Consider the following 19,895-nt stretch of genomic DNA (forward strand, 5'->3'; position numbering starts at 1 on the left):
GCACGCTGTTGAGTTCTCAAGGAACGGACGCTTCCTTTGTACTCACCCTCTCGGGCTTTCCTCCGGGCGCTTCCCTTCGGTATTTCGTGTTTCCAGTCTAGCAGATCCGGTGTCCGTTTCTGCCACCCGCTGGAGCGGGCTGCCGGGCTGTTCTGCGCTTTCGCGCTTTCCCTTTCCGGCGGTTCCGACTCTATCAGATCCTTTCGGGCCTGATTCCCCGTCAGAGGGGGTTGTCTTTCCGGCTGTTTGGGCCGTTCCGACGAGTGAGACTTTAGCGGATTCCCTGACTCCGACGCTAATCGGGGTCGCGCTCGTTCGAACGGGGATTCCTCATTTCGCAAAAGCGCACGGAAAGCGGGGCGACGGAACGTCGCTCGCTTGGGGTGGTTCTTGCGGAATGGCTGTCCGGGGACCGACCGGAGTCGGCGCTCACGTCGGACAACCCGGAGAACAGTACGGAGCGATCAAAGCCGTGTCAACTTCGGCCCTGCTCCCAAGGAGATGGGAGAAGCCGCGGTGACGCGAACGTGGGCCGTCGGACCCCGGGGTGGCGGGGCCGACGGTGTGCGCGCTCAGCCGTTGCCGGTGGCGAGTTCGCGGCTGCGGTCGCGGGCGGCTTCGAGGGCGGCGATCAGGGCGGCGCGTACGCCGTGGTTCTCGAGCTCGCGGATGGCGCTGATGGTGGTGCCGGCCGGGGAGGTCACGGCCTCCCGGAGCTTGACCGGGTGCTCGCCACTGTCACGGAGCATCACGGCGGCGCCGATCGCGGCCTGGACGATGAGGTCGTGGGCCTGGGCGCGGGGCAGGCCGAGGAGGATGCCGGCGTCGGTCATCGCTTCGACGAGGAAGTAGAAGTACGCCGGGCCGGAGCCGGAGAGGGCGGTGGCGGCGTCCTGCTGGGACTCGGGGACGCGGAGGGTCTTGCCGACGCCGCCGAAGATCTCTTCGGCGTGGGCGAGGTGGTCGCCGGTGGCGTGGCTGCCGGCCGAGATGACGGACATGCCTTCGTCGACCAGGACGGGCGTGTTGGGCATGACGCGGACGACGGGGGTGTCGGCGGGGAGGCGCTCTTCGATGAAGGTGGTCGTGATGCCGGCCGCGGCGCTGATGACGAGGCGGTCGGGGGCGACGTGGGGGGCGAGCTCGTCGAGGAGCTTGCCCATGTCCTGGGGCTTGACGGCCAGGATGAGGGTGTCGGCGCGCTTGGCGGCGTCGGCGTTGGTGACGGTTTCCACGCCGTAGCGGGCGTGGAGCTCCTCGGCGCGGTCGGTGCGGCGGGTGGTGGCCAGGAGGTGTGCGGTGGGCCAGCCCGCCCGGATCATGCCGCTGAGCAGCGCTTCGCCGATCTTTCCGGTGCCAAGGACTGCGACTGTCTGGGTCATGGCTGAAGTTCACCTCGCCGGACGGGGGTACGTGACGCCATCCTCGCACCGGGATGCCCGTCGGGGCGGGTGTGTCCGAGGGGCGGGCGGTGTCAGGGGGTGCGGCGGCGGAGGGTGGCCGCGCCGAGGACGAGGACGAGAAGGGCGCAGCCGGCGACGACGAGGGTGTCGTGGAGGAAGTCGGCGGTCACGTCGGTGTGCCGGAGGACCTCGTTCATCGCGTCGACCGCGTAGGACATGGGCAGGGCGTCGGAGAGGGTTTCGAGGGCCGGCTGCATGGTGTCGCGCGGGGTGAGCAGGCCGCACAGGAGCAGCTGCGGGAAGATCACGGCCGGCATGAACTGGACCGCCTGGAATTCCGAGGCGGCGAACGCCGAGACGAAGAGGCCGAGGGCGGTGCCGAGCAGGGCGTCGAGCAGGGCGACCAGGAGCAGCAGCCAGGGTGAGCCGGTGACGGTCAGGCCGAGGACCCAGAGTGCCGTTCCGGTGGCGAGGGCGGACTGGACGATGGCGAGCAGGCCGAAGGCGAGGGCGTAGCCGACGATCAGGTCGGCCTTGCCGAGGGGCATGGCCAGGAGGCGCTCCAGGGTGCCGGAGGTGCGTTCGCGCAGGGTGGCGATCGAGGTCACCAGGAACATGGTGATCAGCGGGAAGATGCCCAGCAGGGAGGCGCCGATGGCGTCGAAGGTGCCGGTGCTGCCGTCGAACACGTACCGGAGGAGGCTGATCATCAGCACCGGGACGAGGAGCATCAGGGCGATGGTGCGGGGGTCGTGACGCAGCTGGCGGAGGACGCGGGCGGTGGTGGCGAGGACCCGGGAGGTGTTCATCGCCGGGCCTCCTGGAGGGCGTTGGCGGCGTCGACGAGGCGGAGGAAGGCGTCTTCGACGGTGGCGGTGTCGTTGCGGCGGCGCAGTGCTTCGGGGGTGTCTCCCTCATAGCCTTCGGCATGGGAGGTGCCCCCAGCGAGGATCTCGCCGCCCCGCATGAGGAGGAGGCGGTGGCAGCGCTCGGCCTCGTCCATGACATGCGAGGAGACGAGGAGCGTGGTGCCGCGCTCGTCGGCGAGGCGGTGGAAGAGGGCCCACAGGTCGCGGCGGAGGACGGGGTCGAGGCCGACGGTCGGCTCGTCGAGGACGAGCAGTTCCGGGGTGCCGAGCAGGGCGACGGCGAGGGAGACGCGGCTGCGCTGGCCGCCGGAGAGGTTTCCGGCGAGGGCGTCGGCGTGTGAGGCGAGGTCGACGTCGGTGAGGGCGCGGGTGACCGCTTCCGTACGGGCGTCGCGGTGGCGGCCGCCGGGGAGCAGGACGGCGGCGAAGTAGTCGAGGTTCTGCCGGACGGTGAGGTCGTCGTAGACGGAGGGGGCCTGGGTGACGTAGCCGATGCGGGCGCGCAGGGAGGGGTCGCCGGCGGGGCGGCCGAGGACGTCGAGGGTGCCGGTGACCTTGGCCTGGGTGCCGACGATGGCGCGCATGAGGGTCGATTTGCCGCAGCCGGAGGGGCCGAGGAGGCCGGTTGTCCGGCCGGGCTGTACGGCGAAGTCCAGGCCGCGCAGGACGGTGCGGTCGCCGCGTACGACGGTGAGGTCGTGTGCCTGGATGGCATGACCGGTAAAATTCACCATGTGATGAATATTGCGCGCACGGGAGGTGGGGCGTCAAGGAGCGGCGCCTCAGGAGCGCTTGGGCTTCTTCTTCCGGGCGGCCGGGTTGCCCGCGCGGGTGGAGCGGCGCTTCTCGTACCGGGCGAGGGCCGTCTCGTACTCGGCGCGCAGCAGCTTCTCGCCGGGCGCCTCGGTGAGGGAGCGGAGGAAGTACGCGAGGAGGGACCCGATGAAGCCGATCGCCTTCAGGCTGCGCAGCGCGTCCTCGCGGGCCGGATCGGCGGGACGGCGGGTGAAGCCCTGCCACGTCCGGCTGAAGGCGATGGTGGTGCAGACGGCGAACATGACGACGAGCAGGGTGTTGACGAAGCCGCCGACGTCGGCGACGGCCAGGCCCTCGTAGGCGAAGCGGAGGACGAACGCGCCGGCCACGGCCGCGGCGAGCGAGCCGACGGCGACCCCGGCGCGCCGCAGCCCGTATCCGCCGTCGTGGCCGACCCAGGTCGTGCCGAAGAAGCGGAGGGGTTCGGGCTGCGGCCCGGCGGGTGTGCTGCTGCTGGTGGTGGTGTCGCTGGTCTGGTCGCTCACGGGGTCGATTATCCCCGGGCGGGCCGTGGGGCGGTCAGGAGCAGCGCACGGCGACGTAGCCGTCGGTGCCGGTGTTCACGTAGGCGTCGGAGACGTACTGGCCGTTGGCGATGTTGTCCCACAGGTTGGTCGTGCCGTAGGGGCCGGTGACCGTGGTGCCCGGCTTCTGGCAGTTGATCGGGACGCGGACGCCTTCGGCCAGGACCTTGATCACGCTGTAGTTCGTGCCCGGGCCGCTGCGTACGTTGACCCGGTAGCCGGGGGCCACCGGGTAGCGCTTCACGGTGTACGCCGCGGTCTCGACCGCGTCCTCGGTCGCTCTCGCCGTCGCTTCTTCCATGGCCATACGGCCCCTCCCCCGTCGAGGCGCGTGCCCCGTGCACGCGCGCCGCGCGCAGGCTAACAAGCCCTGGCGGCATCGCACGCATCATCGACTAGGCTCCGTGCGTCGCGCTGGACGCGGGACGCGCGCGGACGAACACACACGGGGGTGGCGATGCCGCCGTTGCGCAGTACCGGACCGGTTCCGGAGCCCTTTCCGGAAGCGGAGCATCCGCAGTACGCGGGTCGGTACCGGCTGGAGGAGTGCCTGGGTTCGGGCGGCATGGGCGTCGTCCACCTGGCCAGGTCCGGTTCGGGGCTGCGGCTCGCGGTGAAGGTCGTGCATGCCGAGCATGCCGCGGACGCCGAGTTCAGGGCGCGTTTCCGGCAGGAGGTCACGGCCGCCCGGCGGGTCAGCGGGGCGTTCACCGCGCCTGTCGTGGACGCGGACCCGGACGCCGAGCGGCCTTGGATGGCCACGCTGTTCATCGACGGGCCGACCCTGTCGGAACGGGTGAAGCAGAACGGCCCGCTGGGGTCCGTGGAGTTGCGGAAGGTCGGCGCCGGGCTCGCCGAGGCGCTGCGCGACATCCACCGGGCGGGTGTGGTGCACCGCGACCTGAAGCCGAGCAACGTCCTGCTGGCCGCGGACGGGCCGAAGGTCATCGACTTCGGGATCTCGCGGCCCGCGGACAGCGATCTGCGGACGGAGACGGGGAAGCTGATCGGGACTCCGCCGTTCATGGCGCCCGAGCAGTTCCAGCGCCCCCGCGATGTGGGGCCCGCCGCCGATGTGTTCGCGATGGGCGCCGTCCTGGTCCACGCGGCGACGGGTCGCGGCCCGTTCGATTCGAACTCCCCCTACATCGTGGCCTACCAGGTCGTTCACAACGAGCCCGACCTGGCCGGCGTGCCGGAGGACCTGGTCCCGCTGCTGAGGCGCTGCCTGGCGAAGGACCCGGCCCAGCGGCCCACGGCGGACGAGCTGATGGGCGAGCTGCGCGACGGTGGGCTCGAGGGCGGTCCGGGCGCCCCCGCGGTCGTACCGGGGCAGCGGCGGGCGAAGGAGCCGGCCCCGGTGGGCGCCGGGCCCCGTACCGCCACGCGCCGCGGACGGCGGCTGCGCCGGGCCGCCGGGCTCACCCTGCTCGCCGGGGTGATCGCCGGCGGGGTCCTCGTGGTGCGGAGCGGCCTGGGCGAGGAGCCGCCCCCGGCCACCACCGCGCAGGCCGGTCACGCCCCGGAGTTCCGCCCCTGGTCCGCCACCCTGGGCGCGGGCGGCGGCGAGAACCGCACGCCCCTGTGCACCGCCGACGCCGCCCGCGCCCTCTACTGCACCGCCCCCGGCGTCACGGCGGCCCGCCTCGGCCCCGCGGACGGCACCACCCTCTGGACGGCAGGGGCGGCGGGCACCGAAGCGGGCGCCGCGCCCGTGCTCTCCGGCGGGCTGGTCCATGTCGTGGCACCGGGCCGTGCCCGGCTCGACGCGCTCGCCCCGGACAGCGGCGCCACCCGGTGGAGCAAGGACGTCTCCCCGTACACCGGCGTCCTGCACGCGGGCGACACCGTGCTGCTCGTGGCGGCGGACGGCACCGTGCGCGCGTTGGACGGCGCGACCGGCGGCGAACGCTGGACCAGGCGGCTCGCCGGGACGGCCGGCGCGCAGTGGATCGCCGGCGACGGTGTCGTGTACGCCGCGGCCGCCTCGCCCGACGCGAGGTCCACGCTCGTGAGTACGGTCGACCCGGCGGACGGGCGGGTGGTGTGGACCGAGCGGCTGAGCGGTGACCTCAGCCCCGTACAGGCGGCGAAGGGCACGTTGCTGCTCCTGTCGACCGACACGGACCTGTACACCGACGCGGTCGTCACGCTGGACACCGCCGACCGCACCGCTCGGCGCGTACCGCTGACGGTCCCGGCCGATCAGGCGCAGGCCGTGCTGGCGGGCGACACCGTGTACGTCATCGGGTCGGGCGGTTCGCTCACCGCCGTGGACCCCTCCGGCGGGGACGCACAGCGGGCGCAGCGCTGGCGCCTGGAGACGGGGGTGGCGCGCGCTTCCCGGCCGGTCGTGGCGGGCGGGCACGTCTACTTGGCGGCGGCCGACGGCCGGCTGCTGGCGGTGGACGCCGAGCGCGGTGTACTGCGGGGCGTGACCAAGCCGCGCATGGACGGCGGGCGGTACACGTTCGCGCCGCTGCTGCCCGCACCCGCCGTCGCGAACGGCATGGTGTTCGCGACGGCGCCCGACGGGTCCGTCTTCGCGGTGAAGGCGGACGACCCGTCGACGTGGTGATCACCACGTCATGATCACCACGCCTGACCAGACGTGGTGACCAGACGTCCTGGTCAGCCGAGCTTGCTGACGTCCCGGACCGCGCCCTTGTCGGCGCTGGTGGCCATCGCCGCGTACGCCCGCAGGGCCGCCGACACCTTGCGGTCGCGGTTCTTCGGCGCGTAGACGCCGGCGAGCGCCTCCCGGCGGGTGGCCAGCGTGGCGTCGTCGACGAGCAGCTCGATGGCACGGTTGGGGATGTCGATACGGATCCGGTCGCCGTCCTCGACCAGGGCGATCGTGCCGCCGCTCGCCGCCTCCGGCGAGGCGTGGCCGATCGACAGGCCCGACGTACCGCCCGAGAAGCGGCCGTCGGTGATCAGCGCGCAGGCCTTGCCCAGGCCCCGGCCCTTCAGGTACGAGGTCGGGTAGAGCATCTCCTGCATGCCGGGGCCGCCCTTGGGGCCTTCGTAGCGGATGACGACGACGTCGCCCTCCTTGATCTCCTTCAGCAGGATCTTCTCGACGGCCTCCTCCTGCGACTCGCAGACGACGGCCGGGCCCTCGAAGGTCCAGATCGACTCGTCGACACCGGCCGTCTTCACGACACAGCCGTCGACCGCCAGGTTGCCCTTCAGCACGGCGAGGCCGCCGTCCTTGGAGTACGCGTGCTCGGCGGAGCGGATGCAGCCCTCGGCGGCGTCCGTGTCCAGCGAGTCCCAGCGCTCGGACTGGGAGAACGCCTCGGCGGAGCGGACGCAGCCCGGGGCGGCGTGCCACAGCTCGACGGCCTCGGCCGACGGCGACCCGCCGCGCACGTCCCACGTCTTGAGCCAGTCGGCGAGCGACGGGCTGTGCACGGAGTGCACGTCCTCGTTGAGCAGCCCGGCGCGGTGCAGCTCGCCCAGCAGGGCGGGGATGCCGCCGGCGCGGTGCACGTCCTCCATGTAGTACGTGCGGTTCTTCGCGACGTTCGGGGCGACCTTGGCCAGGCAGGGCACGCGGCGCGAGACGGCGTCGATCTCCTCCAGGCCGAAGGGGACGCCCGCCTCCTGGGCCGCGGCCAGCAGGTGCAGGATCGTGTTGGTGGAACCGCCCATGGCGATGTCGAGGGCCATGGCGTTCTCGAAGGCCGCCATGGTGGCGATGTTGCGGGGCAGGACGGACTCGTCGCCCTGGGCGTAGTAACGGTCGGTCAGCTCCACGACGCAGCGCGCGGCGTTCTCGTACAGGGCGCGGCGGGCCGTGTGGGTGGCGAGGGTCGAGCCGTTGCCGGGGAGGGACAGGCCGATGGCCTCGGTCAGGCAGTTCATCGAGTTGGCGGTGAACATGCCGGAACAGGACCCGCAGGTGGGACAGGCGTTCTCCTCGATACGGAGCATGTCCGCGTCGGAGATCTTGTCGTTGACGGCGTCCGACATCGCGTCGACCAGGTCGAGCGTGCGGACCGTGCCGTCGACGAGCGTGGCCTTGCCCGCCTCCATGGGGCCGCCGGAGACGAAGACCGTCGGGATGTTGAGCCGCAGGGCCGCCATCAGCATGCCGGGCGTGATCTTGTCGCAGTTGGAAATGCAGATCAGGGCATCGGCGCAGTGCGCCTCGACCATGTACTCGACGCTGTCCGCGATCAGGTCGCGGGAAGGCAGGGAGTACAGCATGCCGCCGTGGCCCATGGCGATGCCGTCGTCGACGGCGATCGTGTTGAACTCGCGGGCGATGCCGCCCGCCTCCCTGATCGCCTCGGAGACGATCCGGCCGACCGGCTGGAGGTGGGTGTGGCCCGGCACGAACTCCGTGAAGGAGTTGGCGACGGCGATGATCGGCTTGCGGCCGATGTCCGCGCCCGGTACACCGGAGGCCCGCATAAGGGCGCGGGCGCCCGCCATATTGCGGCCGTGGGTGACAGTGCGGGACCTCAGCTCGGGCATCGTCGCTCGCTCCTTCAGACGGATGTGACTCTTCGAGCGTACGCGCCGGCTCCAAGATCTGGACAGAGCGTCCGTATAGCGGGACAGCGAGCTCAGTCTTCGGTCACACCTCGGTCAGGTACCGCTGGAGCGTGGGCGCGACCATCTCCACGATCTCCTCGGGGGGCGCGGACGCCAGAGGCTCCACCTGGACGACGTAGCGCAGGACGGCGATGCCGATCATGTGCGAGGCGGCCAGTTCCGCCCGGAACTCGGGGTTCGGTACGTCCAGGTCGTCGGCCACCCGCTCCAGCAGCCGCCGCAGCACGAACCCGCGCAGCACCTTCGCCGCCGCCTCGTGCGTGAGCGCCGAGCGGATGACGGCGAGGAGCGGGGCGCGGGTCACCGGGTTCTCCCACACGGAGATGAAGTACCGGGCGAGCCGCTCGCCGATGCCCTCGGTGGACTCCCCGATGATCGCCGGGATGAGCAGCGCGGGCTCGAAGGAGACCTCGATGGCGGCGGCGAACACCTCGTCCTTCGTACCGAAGTAGTGGTGGACGAGGGCGGGGTCGACACCTGCCGCCTTGGCGATGCCGCGCACCGACGTCTTGTCGTAGCCGCGCTCGGCGAACTCGGCGCGGGCCGCCTCCAGGATGCGCTCGCGCGCGCCGGGGCCTTCGGCGGCCTCGCCCCTGGGCGGCCGGCCGGGCCCTCTGCGTGCGCCGGTCATCGGACGCCCGCCCGGGCCGGGCCGCCGGGCGGCGTCGACGGAGACTCCCGCGGCGTCCGCGCCCCGGCTCCAGCCGGCCCACCGGGGACGCACACGGTCATCGGACGCGGGCCGCGGAGGCCAGGTGCAGGCGGGTGAAGGCCAGGGCCTCCGCCAGGTCGGCCTCGCGCTCGGCCGCGGACATCGCGCGCCGGGTGTTGACCTCGATGACGACATGGCCGTCGAAACCGGAGCGCGCCAGGTGCTCCAGCAGCTCGGCGCACGGCTGCGTGCCGCGCCCCGGCACCAGGTGCTCGTCCTTGGCGGAGCCGCGCCCGTCGGCGAGGTGGACGTGGCCGAGCCGGTCCCCCATGCGGCCGACCATCTCCAGGGCGTCGCTGCGGGCGGTCGCGGTGTGCGAGAGGTCGATCGTGTAGTGGCGGTAGTCGTCCTGGCTGACGTCCCACTCCGGCGCGTACGCGAGCATCTCGCGGTCGCGGTAACGCCACGGGTACATGTTCTCGACCGCGAACCGTACGTCCGTCTCGTTCGCCATCCGCCAGATGCCGCTGATGAAGTCGCGGGCGTACTGGCGCTGCCAGCGGAACGGCGGGTGGACGACGACGGTCGACGCGCCGAGCTTCTCCGCCGCCGCCCGGGCCCGCTGGAGCTTCACCCACGGGTCGGTCGACCAGACCCGCTGGGTGATCAGCAGGCAGGGCGCGTGGATGGCGAGGACGGGCACCTGGTGGTAGTCGGAGAGGCGGCGCAGCGCCTCGATGTCCTGACTGACGGGGTCGGTCCACACCATGACCTCGACACCGTCGTAGCCCAGGCGGGCAGCGACCTCGAAGGCCGTCGCCGTCGACTCCGGATAGACGGAGGCCGTCGACAGGGCGACCTTCGCATCCGGGATGCGCACCACTGATTCCGACGTTTCAGCCACGAGGGACAGCCTACGGGCACCCGCTAGGCGGCCGGGAGGTGGTCCAGCCGACGCAGGATGACTCCCTCGCGCAGGGCCCATGGGCAGACCTCCAGTTCCTCGACCCCGAACAGGTCCATCGCACCCTCCGCGACCAGCGCTCCCGCCAGCAGCTGCGGCGCCCTGCCCTCGGAGACCCCCGGGAGTGCGCAGCGCTGCTCGGCGGTCATGGCGGCGAGCTTGGGGACCCACTCCTCCAGTGACGTACGACTCAGTACGCGCTGGACGTACTGTCCCTCGCCGGAGCCCGGCGCGCCGCCGATCCGGGCGAGCTGCTTGAACGTCTTAGACGTGGCGACGACATGGTCCGGCCGCCCGAAGCGGGCGATCTCGCCGACCGTGCGCGCTATCTGGGCCCGTACGTGGCGGCGCAGCGCCTTCACGTCGGAGGGGTCCGGCGGGTCGCCGGGCAGCCAGCCGGCGGTGAGCCGTCCGGCGCCCAGCGGCAGGGACACGGCCGCGTCGGGCTCCTCGTCGATCCCGTACGCGATCTCCAGGGAGCCGCCGCCGATGTCGAGGAGCAGCAGCTTCCCGGCGGACCAGCCGAACCAGCGGCGGGCGGCGAGGAAGGTGAGGCGGGCCTCCTCCTCCCCGGTGAGGACCTGGAGGTCGACACCGGTCTCGTCCTTGACCCGCTTCAGTACGGCGTCGGCGTTGGCCGCGTCGCGGATGGCGGAGGTAGCGAAGGGCAGGACCTCCTCGCAGCCCTTGTCCTCGGCGGTGTGCAGCGCGTCATGGGTGATGGTGATGAGCCGCTCGATGCCGTGGTCGCAGATGGAGCCGTCCGCGTCCAGCAGCTCGGCGAGCCGCAGCTCCGCCTTGTGGGAGTGGGCGGGCCGGGGCCGGGCGCCGGGGTGGGCGTCCATCACCAGCAGGTGCACAGTGTTCGAACCGACGTCGAGGACTCCGAGTCTCATGCCCTGAACGCTACTGCGCCTGGCGCATACGCTTGGTGTGTGCCAAAGACCAAGAAGGCGAAGCCCGCCAAGAAGCACGAGAAGTCCCCCGTACTGCCCGTAGTGGGCATTTCCGATGAAAAGGGCCTGGACTTTCCCCGTGCGTGGGTGGAGTTCCCGGACCCGGCCGACGACGAGCAGGTCTTCCGCTGTGACCTGACCTGGCTGACGTCCCGCTGGACCTGCGTCTTCGGCAGCGGCTGCCAGGGCATCCAGGCGGGGCGCGCGGCCGACGGCTGCTGCACGCTGGGCGCGCACTTCTCCGACGAGGACGACGAGCAGCGCGTCGCCTCGCATGTGGAACGCCTCACGCCCGAGCTGTGGCAGTTCCACGACGAGGGCAGGTCGGCCGGCGGGTGGGTGCAGCTCGACGAGGACGGCGAGCGCCAGACGCGCCGCTGGGAGGGCTCCTGCATCTTCCAGAACCGCCCGGGGTTCGCGGGCGGGGCGGGCTGCGCGCTGCACATCCTGGCGCTGCGGGAGGGCCGCGAGCCGCTGGAGACGAAGCCGGACGTCTGCTGGCAGCTGCCGGTGCGGCGTACGTACGACTGGATCGACCGCCCCGACGACACGCGGATCCTCCAGATCTCGATCGGCGAGTACGACCGCCGGGGCTGGGGCCCGGGTGGCCATGACCTGCACTGGTGGTGCACCTCGGCGACGTCGGCGCACGGGGCGGGCGAGCCGGTGTACGTGACGTACCGCCCGGAGCTGACGGAGCTGATGGGCAAGGACGCGTACGACGTGCTGGTGGAGCTGTGCGAGGCCCGTCTGGCGTCGCAGCTGCCGCTGGTGGCCCCGCACCCGGCGGACCCGGTCGTCTGACGCCCCTCAGCCCGGCGTGGGGTCCGTGGACGGGTCCTGCGCGGGCGGGGTGTCCGAGGGCGTGGGGTCCGGGGACGGTGGCGGGGTCGACGGGGGCGTGGACTGCGACGGGGTGGGGGTCGGGGTCGGCCTGGGGTCGGACGACGGCGGGGTCGACGCGGGCATGGTCGGGGCCGGGGCCTGCGTGCCGGGAGCCGGGTAGGACGGCGGGCGGCGCGGCCCGTGGCCGTCGATCTCGACCACCGCGCCCGCCGGGTCGACCCCGACCCGGGCGGTCCAGGCACCTGCCGGTTCGCGGGCGTGGTCGACGGAGACGTACACCGTGACCGACTGACCGGGGGTGAGGGTGCCCGAGGCGCGGCTGGCGTAGAGCCACGGGGCGTCCGTCCACAGGGACCAGGTCACCGGCGCGCCGCCCGACGCGGTGAGCGTGAGCATCGTGGTGTCGCCGCCCGACGGCTGCGCGGCGACCGTGATGCGGCCCGGGCCGGGGCGGCCGGGAGTGGCCGGCGGGGGCGTACCGGTGCTGATCACCTCGACGGAGACCTGCGGCGAGCCGGGGGCGACGGAGCGGCGGCCGGGGTCGGTCCGGGCGCTGCCCGCGTTCTGGTAGTGGTCGGGCCGGCCCTCCGGCCCGCCGTCCCGCGCGCCCCGGTCCTCAGCCTCGGCCGCGCTGACCGAGGTGCTGTCGCGCCCCTCCCCGGTCAGCGGCGCCCCCCGGTACGCGGCCCACAGGGCGAGCACCGGCGCCGCGACCACGGTGGCCACGACGGTCGTCGTCACCGCCCGCGCCCGCATCCGGTCGCGGCGGGCCGCGTGGTCCTTCGGGTCCAGGGGGAAGCCGTCGCGCCCGAACCGCGGGCCGCCGGCCCGGGCGCGCGGGACGTGCAGCATCGCGACGTACACCGCTGCCCTCGGCGCCTCCACGAGCGGCAGCTTCGCGGGCGTGACGGACGAGCCGGGCCACGGCCCGCCCGCTCCGGCGCGCTCGGCGGCTCTTCGGCAGCGCGGGCAGTCGTCGACGTGCCGGACGAGTTCGCCGCGGAGGGTCGCGGAGAGCAGCAGCTGGTTGTCCCCGGTGAGCCGGGCGACGGCCGGACAGGTGCCGGTCTCGACGACGGCGAGGGCGGCGCGGGTGCGTTCCACCTCGCAGGCGGCGGCGGACAGCAGCTCGCGGGCGGCGAAGGGCTCCCTGCCGAGGACGGCGGCGACCTGGGGGGCGGCGAGCTGGTGGCGCACGGCCAGTTCCAGCGCCTCGCGCTGCTCGGGCGTGGTGCCGGCGGCCTCCGGCCAGGCCAGCAGGGCGAGTTCTCGGCGGCGCTGCTCGGCGGTCTCGGGGGAGGTACGCGGGGCGTCCTCGGCGCTGGACGCGGCGGGGGCGGCCGGGGGCGCGGAGGGGGTCGTGCGCCCCGCGTGCGCCCCCTGGCCCTGCTGCCTGCGGCGTCGCCGCTGCTCCCCGAGCTCGCGCAGACAGGCCCAGCGGGCGAGAGCGTACAGCCAGGCCTTCCGCTCGGGGTCGCCGCCGGGGCACCGCCCGAACTGCCGCTCGGAGACGGCCAGTACGTCGCCCAGCACCGTGGTCGCCACGTCGTGGTCGCACAGCACGGACAGGCAGTACGTGAACAGCCCGTCCAGGTAGGGCTCGTACCGCGCCGGGGGGCACTGGGCCAGGGTGCCGGGCCCGGTCCGGGGCGCGCGCCGCTGTGCCCGGTGTGCGCCGGTGGTGTGCGTGGGGGTCTCCAGCCTGCTGCTCGTCACCCGGCGACCGTAGGCAGTGGACGGCACACCCTTCGCACCCCTTCTGCACTTTTAATCCTTACGGGTGAACGTATCCCTCAAAAGGGGACAGGAAGCGCAGATTCCGCGCCGGTCACCCACCTGCGTCCCTGAAGTCCCGGTCGCCTCCTCAGTCCCGTCCGGGCCCGCGCGGTCGGTGCTGTCAGTGGGGCCCGCTACGGTCTTGCGCATGGCTGCCCGTACGAAATCCGCCAAGGACAGGCCCTCCTACCGCTGCACCGAATGCGGTTGGACGACCGCCAAATGGCTCGGCCGCTGCCCCGAGTGCCAGGCGTGGGGGACGGTGGAGGAATACGGCGCGCCCGCTGTCCGCACCACCGCCGCGGGGCGCGTCTCCACCGCCGCCCTCCCGATCGGTCAGGTCGACGGCCGGCAGGCCACCGCCCGCACGACCGGGGTGGACGAGCTCGACCGCGTCCTGGGCGGCGGTCTGGTACCGGGCGCCGTCGTCCTCCTCGCGGGCGAGCCCGGCGTCGGCAAGTCCACCCTGCTGCTCGACGTCGCGGCGAAGGCGGCGAGCGACGACCACCGCACGCTGTACGTGACGGGCGAGGAGTCCGCGAGCCAGGTCCGGCTGCGCGCCGACCGGATCGGCGCGCTGAACGACCACCTCTACCTGGCGGCCGAGACGGACCTGTCCGCCGTCCTCGGGCACCTGGACGCGGTCAAGCCGTCCCTGCTGATCCTCGACTCGGTACAGACGGTGGCCTCCCCCGAGATCGACGGCGCGCCGGGCGGCATGGCCCAGGTGCGGGAGGTGGCGGGCGCGCTGATCCGTGCCTCCAAGGAGCGGGGCATGTCCACCCTGCTCGTGGGCCACGTCACCAAGGACGGCGCCATCGCGGGCCCGCGCCTCCTGGAGCACCTCGTGGACGTCGTCCTGTCCTTCGAGGGCGACCGGCACGCCCGGCTGCGGCTCGTGCGGGGCGTGAAGAACCGGTACGGGGCGACGGACGAGGTCGGCTGCTTCGAGCTGCACGACGAGGGGATCACGGGCCTGGCCGACCCCTCGGGCCTCTTCCTGACCCGCCGCGCCGAGGCCGTGCCCGGCACCTGCCTGACGGTCACCCTGGAGGGGCGCCGCCCGCTGGTCGCCGAGGTCCAGGCCCTCACGGTCGACTCGCAGATCCCCTCGCCCCGCCGCACCACGTCCGGTCTTGAGACGTCCCGCGTCTCCATGATGCTGGCGGTTCTGGAGCAGCGCGGCCGGATCACCGCCCTCGGCAAGCGGGACATCTACTCGGCGACGGTCGGCGGCGTGAAACTCTCCGAACCGGCCGCCGACCTGGCCATCGCGCTGGCCCTGGCCTCGGCGGCCAGCGACACCCCGCTGCCGAAGAACCTGGTCGCCATCGGCGAGGTCGGCCTCGCGGGTGAGGTCCGCCGCGTCACGGGCGTCCAGCGCCGCCTCTCCGAGGCCCACCGGCTGGGCTTCACCCACGCCCTGGTCCCGGTCGACCCGGGCAAGATCCCTCCGGGCATGAAGGTCACGGAGGTCGCCGACATGGGCGACGCGCTGCGGGTACTGCCACGCGCGCGTCGCCGCGCCCCCGCGCGGGAGGAGGCCCCCGCCCCCCAGGGCTGACGCCCGGTCGTGTCTGCGCCCCGGTTGCCGCGGGCGGGCGGCTGAGGCCGGGTGTGCGGTCGTGCGGCGCCCGCGGGCGGGTCGGTTGCGGCCGGTGGGCCAGGGTCGGGGCCCCTCCGGGCTCACCTCCTCGCCGTCGGCGGGGCACCGAGCCGGTCTCGGTGGCCGTATCTCGCCGCCGATCGGCTGCGGGGGCGACCCTGCACGGCCCCTCCTCGCCGTACACGGCACAGCGGCCCCACGCCCGCAGATTCCGCACCGCGAGCCACAGCCCGGGGAAATCCGGCCCGCAGTCGGCGTACGACCGGGGTGTGGCCGTGCAGGGTCGCCCCCGCAGAGGCCGGCGGCCACGGGTGGGCTCCGAACCGTCGAGACCCAAGGCCGCCGGCCTCGAGGAGGTGAGCCCGGAGGGGCCACACCCCCACCCACCGGCAGGCGCCGCACGCGGGGGACCGGGACCCCGCGGAACGGCTGCACACACCCGGGAGGCCCGACGGGCGCGGGCGGGGTCGCTAGACTTTGCCCAGGTCTCGCCCATCCGTACGAGCCGGAGGAGTGCAGTGGCAGCCAAGGACGGGGCAGCAGCTCCCGGAAAGTCCGGCGCGGGCTCCGGCAACGAGGCGCTGATGCGCGCCTCGCTCAGCGCCGTCGCCCCGGGTACGTCCCTGCGCGACGGACTGGAGCGCATCCTCCGCGGAAACACCGGCGGTCTCATCGTCCTCGGCATGGACAAGACCGTCGAATCGATGTGCACCGGCGGGTTCGTGCTGGACGTGGAGTTCACCGCGACCCGGTTGCGCGAGCTGTGCAAGCTCGACGGCGCGCTCATCCTCGACAAGGACATCACCAAGATCCTCCGGGCCGGTGTCCAGCTCGTTCCGGACGCGTCGATCCCCACCGAGGAGACCGGCACCCGCCACCGCACCGCGGACCGGGTCAGCAAGCAGTGCGGCTTCCCCGTCGTCTCCGTGTCGCAGTCGATGCGCCTGATCGCCCTGTACGTCGACGGCGAGCGCCGCGTCCTGGAGGAGTCGGCAGCGATCCTCTCCCGCGCCAACCAGGCCCTCGCCACCCTGGAGCGGTACAAGCTCCGCCTCGACGAGGTCGCCGGCACGCTCTCCGCTCTGGAGATTGAGGACCTGGTGACCGTCCGGGACGTCACCGCCGTCGCCCAGCGCCTGGAGATGGTCCGCCGGATCGCCACCGAGATCGCCGAGTACGTCGTCGAGCTCGGCACCGACGGCCGGCTGCTCTCCCTCCAGCTCGACGAGCTGATCGCGGGCGTCGAGCCCGAGCGGGAGCTCGTCGTCCGCGACTACGTACCCGAGCCGACCGCCAAGCGGTCCCGGACGGTCCCCGAGGCGCTGACCGAACTGGACGCGCTCAGCCACGCCGAGCTGCTGGAGCTGCCGACCGTGGCCCGCGCCCTGGGCTACACCGGGTCGCCGGAGGCGCTGGATTCGGCGGTGTCGCCGCGCGGCTACCGGCTGCTGGCCAAGGTGCCGCGACTGCCCGGCGCCATCATCGAGCGGCTCGTGGAGCACTTCGGCGGCCTGCAGAAGCTGCTCGCGGCGAGCGTGGACGACCTCCAGACCGTCGACGGGGTCGGCGAGGCGCGCGCCCGCAGTGTCCGCGAGGGGCTGTCGCGGCTCGCCGAGTCGTCGATCCTCGAGCGGTACGTCTAGGGCGTCGGCCTTCAGTCCTTGGTGAGGGTGAACGACTAGGGCGTCGGCTCAGTCCTTGGTGAGGGTGAACGACGCCGGCATGACCTTCACGCCCGGCACCGCCGCCTCGACCAGGTAGGTACCCGGCCCGGCGGTCGTCGCGGGCGGCGTCGCGCAGCGCGGCGCGCTGGCGCGGCGGTCCCACTCGACGGTGTGCGTGACGCTCCCGCCCGCCGGGACGCGCAGCAGCAGGGTGCCGGATCCGCGTGGGCAGTCCTTCGACGACCAGACCTGGTCGGCCTCGTTGTTCTTGATGGTCAGCACGGCGGTCTTCGGCCCGAGGTCGGCCTTGCAGGTGGTGGCGGACGTGTTGCGGGCGACCAGCTGGAAGCGGGGCTTCTCGCCGGGCGCGTAACTCACCGCGACGCTGCGCAACGTCAACTGCAGTGAGCCGGGGGCGCAGTTGGGGAGCGGGGAGTTCGCCGGGACCTGCTGGGCGGAGCCGGTGCCGCCGCCCGTACCCGTACCCGCGTCGTCGCCACCGCCTCCGCCGGATCCGGATCCCGTACCGGCCGCACCGGCATCCGTGCCCGTTCCGGTACCGGTACCGCCGTCCTCGCCGCCCGGTGACGTCGTGTCGCCGTTCTTCCCGCCGTCGTCACCCTCGCTCGGGCCCGACTCGTCGCGCCCGCCCGGCTGTTCGCTGATCGCCGCCCCCGGGCGGGACGGTCCCGGGGTGATGGAGGTCGCGGGAGCGGCCCCGTTGGAGCTGCCTCCGCCCCTCTTCCCGTCGTCGTCACCGGAACTGACGAACCATACGATCAGCAGCGCGAGCAGCGCGACCAGGCTCGCCGCGACTGCCCTCCGTCGCCAGTAGATGGAGGAGGGAAGCGGCCCGACCGGATTGCGCAGAGATCCCACGGCCCAAACTGTACGAGAGATCGGCGCCAACTCCCGCCCCACCCGCCGCCTGTGCACCAAGTTTTGCCGATGATCACACTCGAACGACCGGGCTCCGGTCGGACGGACCCCGGGCTACAGGTACCGTCCGTAACCATGAGCACGGACCTCTATCGCGACATCACCGACCTCGCCCACGACACCCCGGGCTGGTTGCAGCTCGTCGCCGAGCTGTGGACGGAGGCCGGCCTGCTGCTGTTCGGCGTGCTGTTCCTCGTCGGCTGGTGGCGGGCGCGCCCCGCCGACTCCCGGGCCATGGCGCTCGCCGTTCTGGCGCCGCTGGGCACGGCGTTCGGGTACGTCGTCAGCGAGTTGTTGAAGTCGGTGGTGGACGAGGAGCGTCCGTGCCGCGCGGTCGCCGGGGCCGCCGCCTCGATCGTGGAGTGCCCGCCGCACGGTGACTGGTCCTTCCCCAGCAACCACTCGGCCATCGCGGGTGCCGCCGCCATCGCGCTGGCCCTGGCCTGGCGCGGGATCGTCTGGCTGACCGTGCCGATGGCGCTGCTCATGGCCTTCTCGCGGGTCTTCGTCGGTGTGCACTACCCGCACGACGTGGCGGCCGGTCTGGTGCTGGGCGCGCTGGCTGCGGTCCTCTTCGTCAAGCTGCTGACCGGGCCGGTCCGGGCGCTGGCCGACACGATGCGGATGAGCAGGTCCGCCGCCGCTTGCTGGCTGGCCGGGGCCGGGCCCGCCGTCCCGGACCACGCCGTGTCCCGGCGGCGCCGGGAGCCGATGCACCGTCGCGTGTGACGAACGTGCCAGGATCGGGGGTGCCATGACTGCGATCCCCTCCCCCGAAACCAGCCCCGGCTCCGGGCCCGCCGCCGGGCCGCACGCGCCCGGACTGCACGCGCCCGTGCTCGCCTGGTTCGAGCAGAACGCCCGCGACCTCCCCTGGCGCCGCCCCGAGGCGGGCGCCTGGGGAGTGATGGTCAGCGAGTTCATGCTCCAGCAGACGCCGGTCAGCCGGGTGCTCCCGGTGTACGAGCAGTGGCTGGCCCGCTGGCCCCGCCCGGCGGACCTGGCCGCCGAAGCCCCCGGTGAGGCCGTGCGCGCCTGGGGCAGGCTCGGCTACCCGCGCCGCGCCCTGCGGCTCCACGGGGCGGCGGTCGCGATAACGGAACGGCACGGCGGCGACGTACCGAGCGATCACGCGCAGCTGCTCGCCCTGCCCGGCATCGGCGAGTACACGGCCGCGGCGGTGGCGTCGTTCGCGTACGGGCAGCGCCACGCGGTGCTGGACACCAATGTGCGGCGGGTGTTCGCGCGGTCGGTGACGGGCGTGCAGTACCCGCCGAACGCCACCACCGCCGCCGAACGGAAGCTGGCGCGGGCGCTGTTGCCGGACGACGAGCGGACGGCGGCCCGCTGGGCGGCGGCGTCCATGGAGCTGGGCGCCCTGGTGTGCACCGCCCGCAACGAGGACTGCGCGCGGTGCCCCATCGCCCGGCAGTGCGCCTGGCGGCTGGCGGGCAAGCCGGCCCACGACGGCCCGGCCCGGCGCGGCCAGACGTACGCCGGTACGGACCGCCAGGTACGCGGACGGCTGCTCGCCGTCCTCCGCGACGCGGCGGACCCGGTGGAGCAGGCCGCGCTGGACGCGGTCTGGCACGACCCGGTGCAGCGTGCCCGCGCCCTGGACGGACTGGTCGCGGACGGCCTGGTCGAGCCCCTCGACGGCGGGCGGTACCGGCTGCCGGCCGGGTGACGAATCGGGTGAGGAACCCGGTGAGGAACCGGGGGGCGGGCTTCCGCGCGCCTCGCCCGCCTACGTAACACCATCGCTGTTACACAACCGATGGCCAGCCGTGCGTCCTCCGACGGTCTGTGCGGACAACCCCGTGACAACCGCTCCGTAGCGTCTTCCGACGTAAGCAACACACGGGGAACACGGGGATCGGAGGCGGTTCGGGATGTCGCACGGCGAGGTGCTCGAATTCGAGGAGTACGTACGCACACGGCAGGACGCTCTGCTGCGCAGCGCCCGGCGCCTCGTCCCCGACCCGGTCGACGCGCAGGACCTGCTCCAGACGGCGCTGGCCCGTACGTACGGCCGCTGGGACGGCATAGCCGACAAGACCCTCGCCGACGCGTACCTCCGCCGCGTGATGATCAATACGCGTACGGAGTGGTGGCGCGCCCGCAAGCTGGAAGAGGTGCCCACCGAGCAGCTGCCGGACGCGTCCGTCGACGACGCCACCGAGCAGCACGCCGACCGGGCCCTGCTGATGGACATCCTCAAGGTGCTGGCGCCCAAGCAGCGCAGCGTCGTGGTGCTGCGGCACTGGGAGCAGATGAGCACCGAGGAGACGGCCGCCGCGCTGGGCATGTCGAC

The 19,895-nt window shown here is 73.1% G+C and carries 18 protein-coding genes; 7 read left to right on the forward strand and 11 right to left on the reverse strand.

Features of this window, described 5'->3' with window-relative positions; translation table 11 throughout:
- Positions 1 to 572: 572 nt before the first annotated feature.
- The 5 genes from proC to ABT360_RS32700 form a co-directional block, all read right to left on the reverse strand.
- Entirely contained in the window at positions 573 to 1,382 is an 810-nt protein-coding gene (gene proC, locus ABT360_RS32680; protein ID WP_351824744.1) for a pyrroline-5-carboxylate reductase, read from the reverse strand.
- A 92-nt stretch (positions 1,383 to 1,474) separates the two neighbouring features.
- On the reverse strand, positions 1,475 to 2,212 hold the full coding sequence (locus ABT360_RS32685) for an ABC transporter permease (protein ID WP_351824747.1): 738 nt from the start codon (positions 2,210 to 2,212) through the stop codon (positions 1,475 to 1,477).
- The gene (locus tag ABT360_RS32690) at positions 2,209 to 3,006 is read right to left on the reverse strand and encodes an ABC transporter ATP-binding protein (RefSeq protein ID WP_351824750.1); all 798 of its coding nucleotides are present in this window, start codon (positions 3,004 to 3,006) and stop codon (positions 2,209 to 2,211) included. The genes ABT360_RS32685 and ABT360_RS32690 overlap by 4 nt, the downstream gene beginning before the upstream one ends.
- A 48-nt stretch (positions 3,007 to 3,054) precedes the next feature.
- Positions 3,055 to 3,573, reverse strand: coding sequence for a hypothetical protein (locus ABT360_RS32695; protein WP_351824753.1), 519 nt, complete (start codon positions 3,571 to 3,573; stop codon positions 3,055 to 3,057).
- A 34-nt stretch (positions 3,574 to 3,607) separates the two neighbouring features.
- Positions 3,608 to 3,913: a hypothetical protein gene (locus tag ABT360_RS32700; RefSeq protein WP_351824784.1), complete on the reverse strand. Its 306-nt coding sequence runs from the start codon at positions 3,911 to 3,913 to the stop codon at positions 3,608 to 3,610.
- 156 nt (positions 3,914 to 4,069) lie between these two features.
- Between ABT360_RS32700 and ABT360_RS32705 the strand changes: the two genes are divergently transcribed.
- The gene (locus tag ABT360_RS32705; RefSeq protein WP_351824756.1) at positions 4,070 to 6,190 is read left to right on the forward strand and encodes a serine/threonine-protein kinase; all 2,121 of its coding nucleotides are present in this window, start codon (positions 4,070 to 4,072) and stop codon (positions 6,188 to 6,190) included.
- A 53-nt stretch (positions 6,191 to 6,243) separates the two neighbouring features.
- Here ABT360_RS32705 and ilvD read toward each other — a convergent pair whose 3' ends face one another.
- The 4 genes from ilvD to ABT360_RS32725 all read right to left on the reverse strand — a co-directional run bounded on the left by ilvD (position 6,244) and on the right by ABT360_RS32725 (position 10,690).
- Positions 6,244 to 8,097, reverse strand: coding sequence for a dihydroxy-acid dehydratase (ilvD, locus tag ABT360_RS32710; RefSeq protein WP_351824759.1), 1,854 nt, complete (start codon positions 8,095 to 8,097; stop codon positions 6,244 to 6,246).
- 103 nt (positions 8,098 to 8,200) lie between these two features.
- Positions 8,201 to 8,809 (reverse strand): TetR/AcrR family transcriptional regulator, encoded by a 609-nt coding sequence (locus ABT360_RS32715; RefSeq protein ID WP_351824787.1) that lies wholly within the window; start codon positions 8,807 to 8,809, stop codon positions 8,201 to 8,203.
- A gap of 97 nt (positions 8,810 to 8,906) precedes the next feature.
- Positions 8,907 to 9,710 carry a sugar phosphate isomerase/epimerase family protein gene (locus ABT360_RS32720; RefSeq protein WP_351824790.1) on the reverse strand — a complete coding sequence of 268 codons (804 nt, stop codon included), beginning with the start codon at positions 9,708 to 9,710 and terminating at the stop codon, positions 8,907 to 8,909.
- A 47-nt stretch (positions 9,711 to 9,757) separates the two neighbouring features.
- Positions 9,758 to 10,690: a Ppx/GppA phosphatase family protein gene (locus ABT360_RS32725; protein ID WP_351824762.1), complete on the reverse strand. Its 933-nt coding sequence runs from the start codon at positions 10,688 to 10,690 to the stop codon at positions 9,758 to 9,760.
- A 93-nt stretch (positions 10,691 to 10,783) separates the two neighbouring features.
- Between ABT360_RS32725 and ABT360_RS32730 the strand changes: the two genes are divergently transcribed.
- Positions 10,784 to 11,554, forward strand: a complete 771-nt coding sequence (locus ABT360_RS32730) for a hypothetical protein (RefSeq protein WP_351824793.1) — start codon at positions 10,784 to 10,786, stop codon at positions 11,552 to 11,554.
- Positions 11,555 to 11,560: 6 nt separating this feature from the next.
- Here ABT360_RS32730 and ABT360_RS32735 read toward each other — a convergent pair whose 3' ends face one another.
- Positions 11,561 to 13,312, reverse strand: coding sequence for a BACON domain-containing protein (locus ABT360_RS32735; protein ID WP_351824765.1), 1,752 nt, complete (start codon positions 13,310 to 13,312; stop codon positions 11,561 to 11,563).
- Between the two features lie 208 nt (positions 13,313 to 13,520).
- Between ABT360_RS32735 and radA the strand changes: the two genes are divergently transcribed.
- Both radA and disA read left to right on the forward strand, forming a co-directional pair.
- Positions 13,521 to 14,936, forward strand: coding sequence for a DNA repair protein RadA (gene radA, locus ABT360_RS32740; RefSeq protein WP_351824768.1), 1,416 nt, complete (start codon positions 13,521 to 13,523; stop codon positions 14,934 to 14,936).
- A 560-nt stretch (positions 14,937 to 15,496) separates the two neighbouring features.
- Positions 15,497 to 16,621, forward strand: coding sequence for a DNA integrity scanning diadenylate cyclase DisA (gene disA, locus ABT360_RS32745; RefSeq protein ID WP_351824771.1), 1,125 nt, complete (start codon positions 15,497 to 15,499; stop codon positions 16,619 to 16,621).
- A gap of 48 nt (positions 16,622 to 16,669) precedes the next feature.
- Here the strand turns inward: disA and ABT360_RS32750 are convergent, their stop codons facing one another.
- Positions 16,670 to 17,521 (reverse strand): hypothetical protein, encoded by an 852-nt coding sequence (locus ABT360_RS32750; RefSeq protein WP_351824773.1) that lies wholly within the window; start codon positions 17,519 to 17,521, stop codon positions 16,670 to 16,672.
- A gap of 135 nt (positions 17,522 to 17,656) precedes the next feature.
- On the opposite strand from ABT360_RS32750, the gene ABT360_RS32755 reads away from it, so the two are divergent.
- The 3 genes from ABT360_RS32755 to ABT360_RS32765 all read left to right on the forward strand — a co-directional run.
- Positions 17,657 to 18,310, forward strand: a complete 654-nt coding sequence (locus ABT360_RS32755) for a phosphatase PAP2 family protein (protein ID WP_351824776.1) — start codon at positions 17,657 to 17,659, stop codon at positions 18,308 to 18,310.
- A gap of 25 nt (positions 18,311 to 18,335) precedes the next feature.
- Positions 18,336 to 19,268, forward strand: a complete 933-nt coding sequence (locus ABT360_RS32760) for an A/G-specific adenine glycosylase (RefSeq protein WP_351824779.1) — start codon at positions 18,336 to 18,338, stop codon at positions 19,266 to 19,268.
- A 205-nt stretch (positions 19,269 to 19,473) separates the two neighbouring features.
- A partial coding sequence (locus ABT360_RS32765) for a SigE family RNA polymerase sigma factor (RefSeq protein WP_351824782.1) occupies positions 19,474 to 19,895 on the forward strand: 422 nt, incomplete at its 3' end.

The organism is Streptomyces sp. NPDC000229 (assembly GCF_040300825.1).
Lineage (GTDB): Bacteria > Actinomycetota > Actinomycetes > Streptomycetales > Streptomycetaceae > Streptomyces.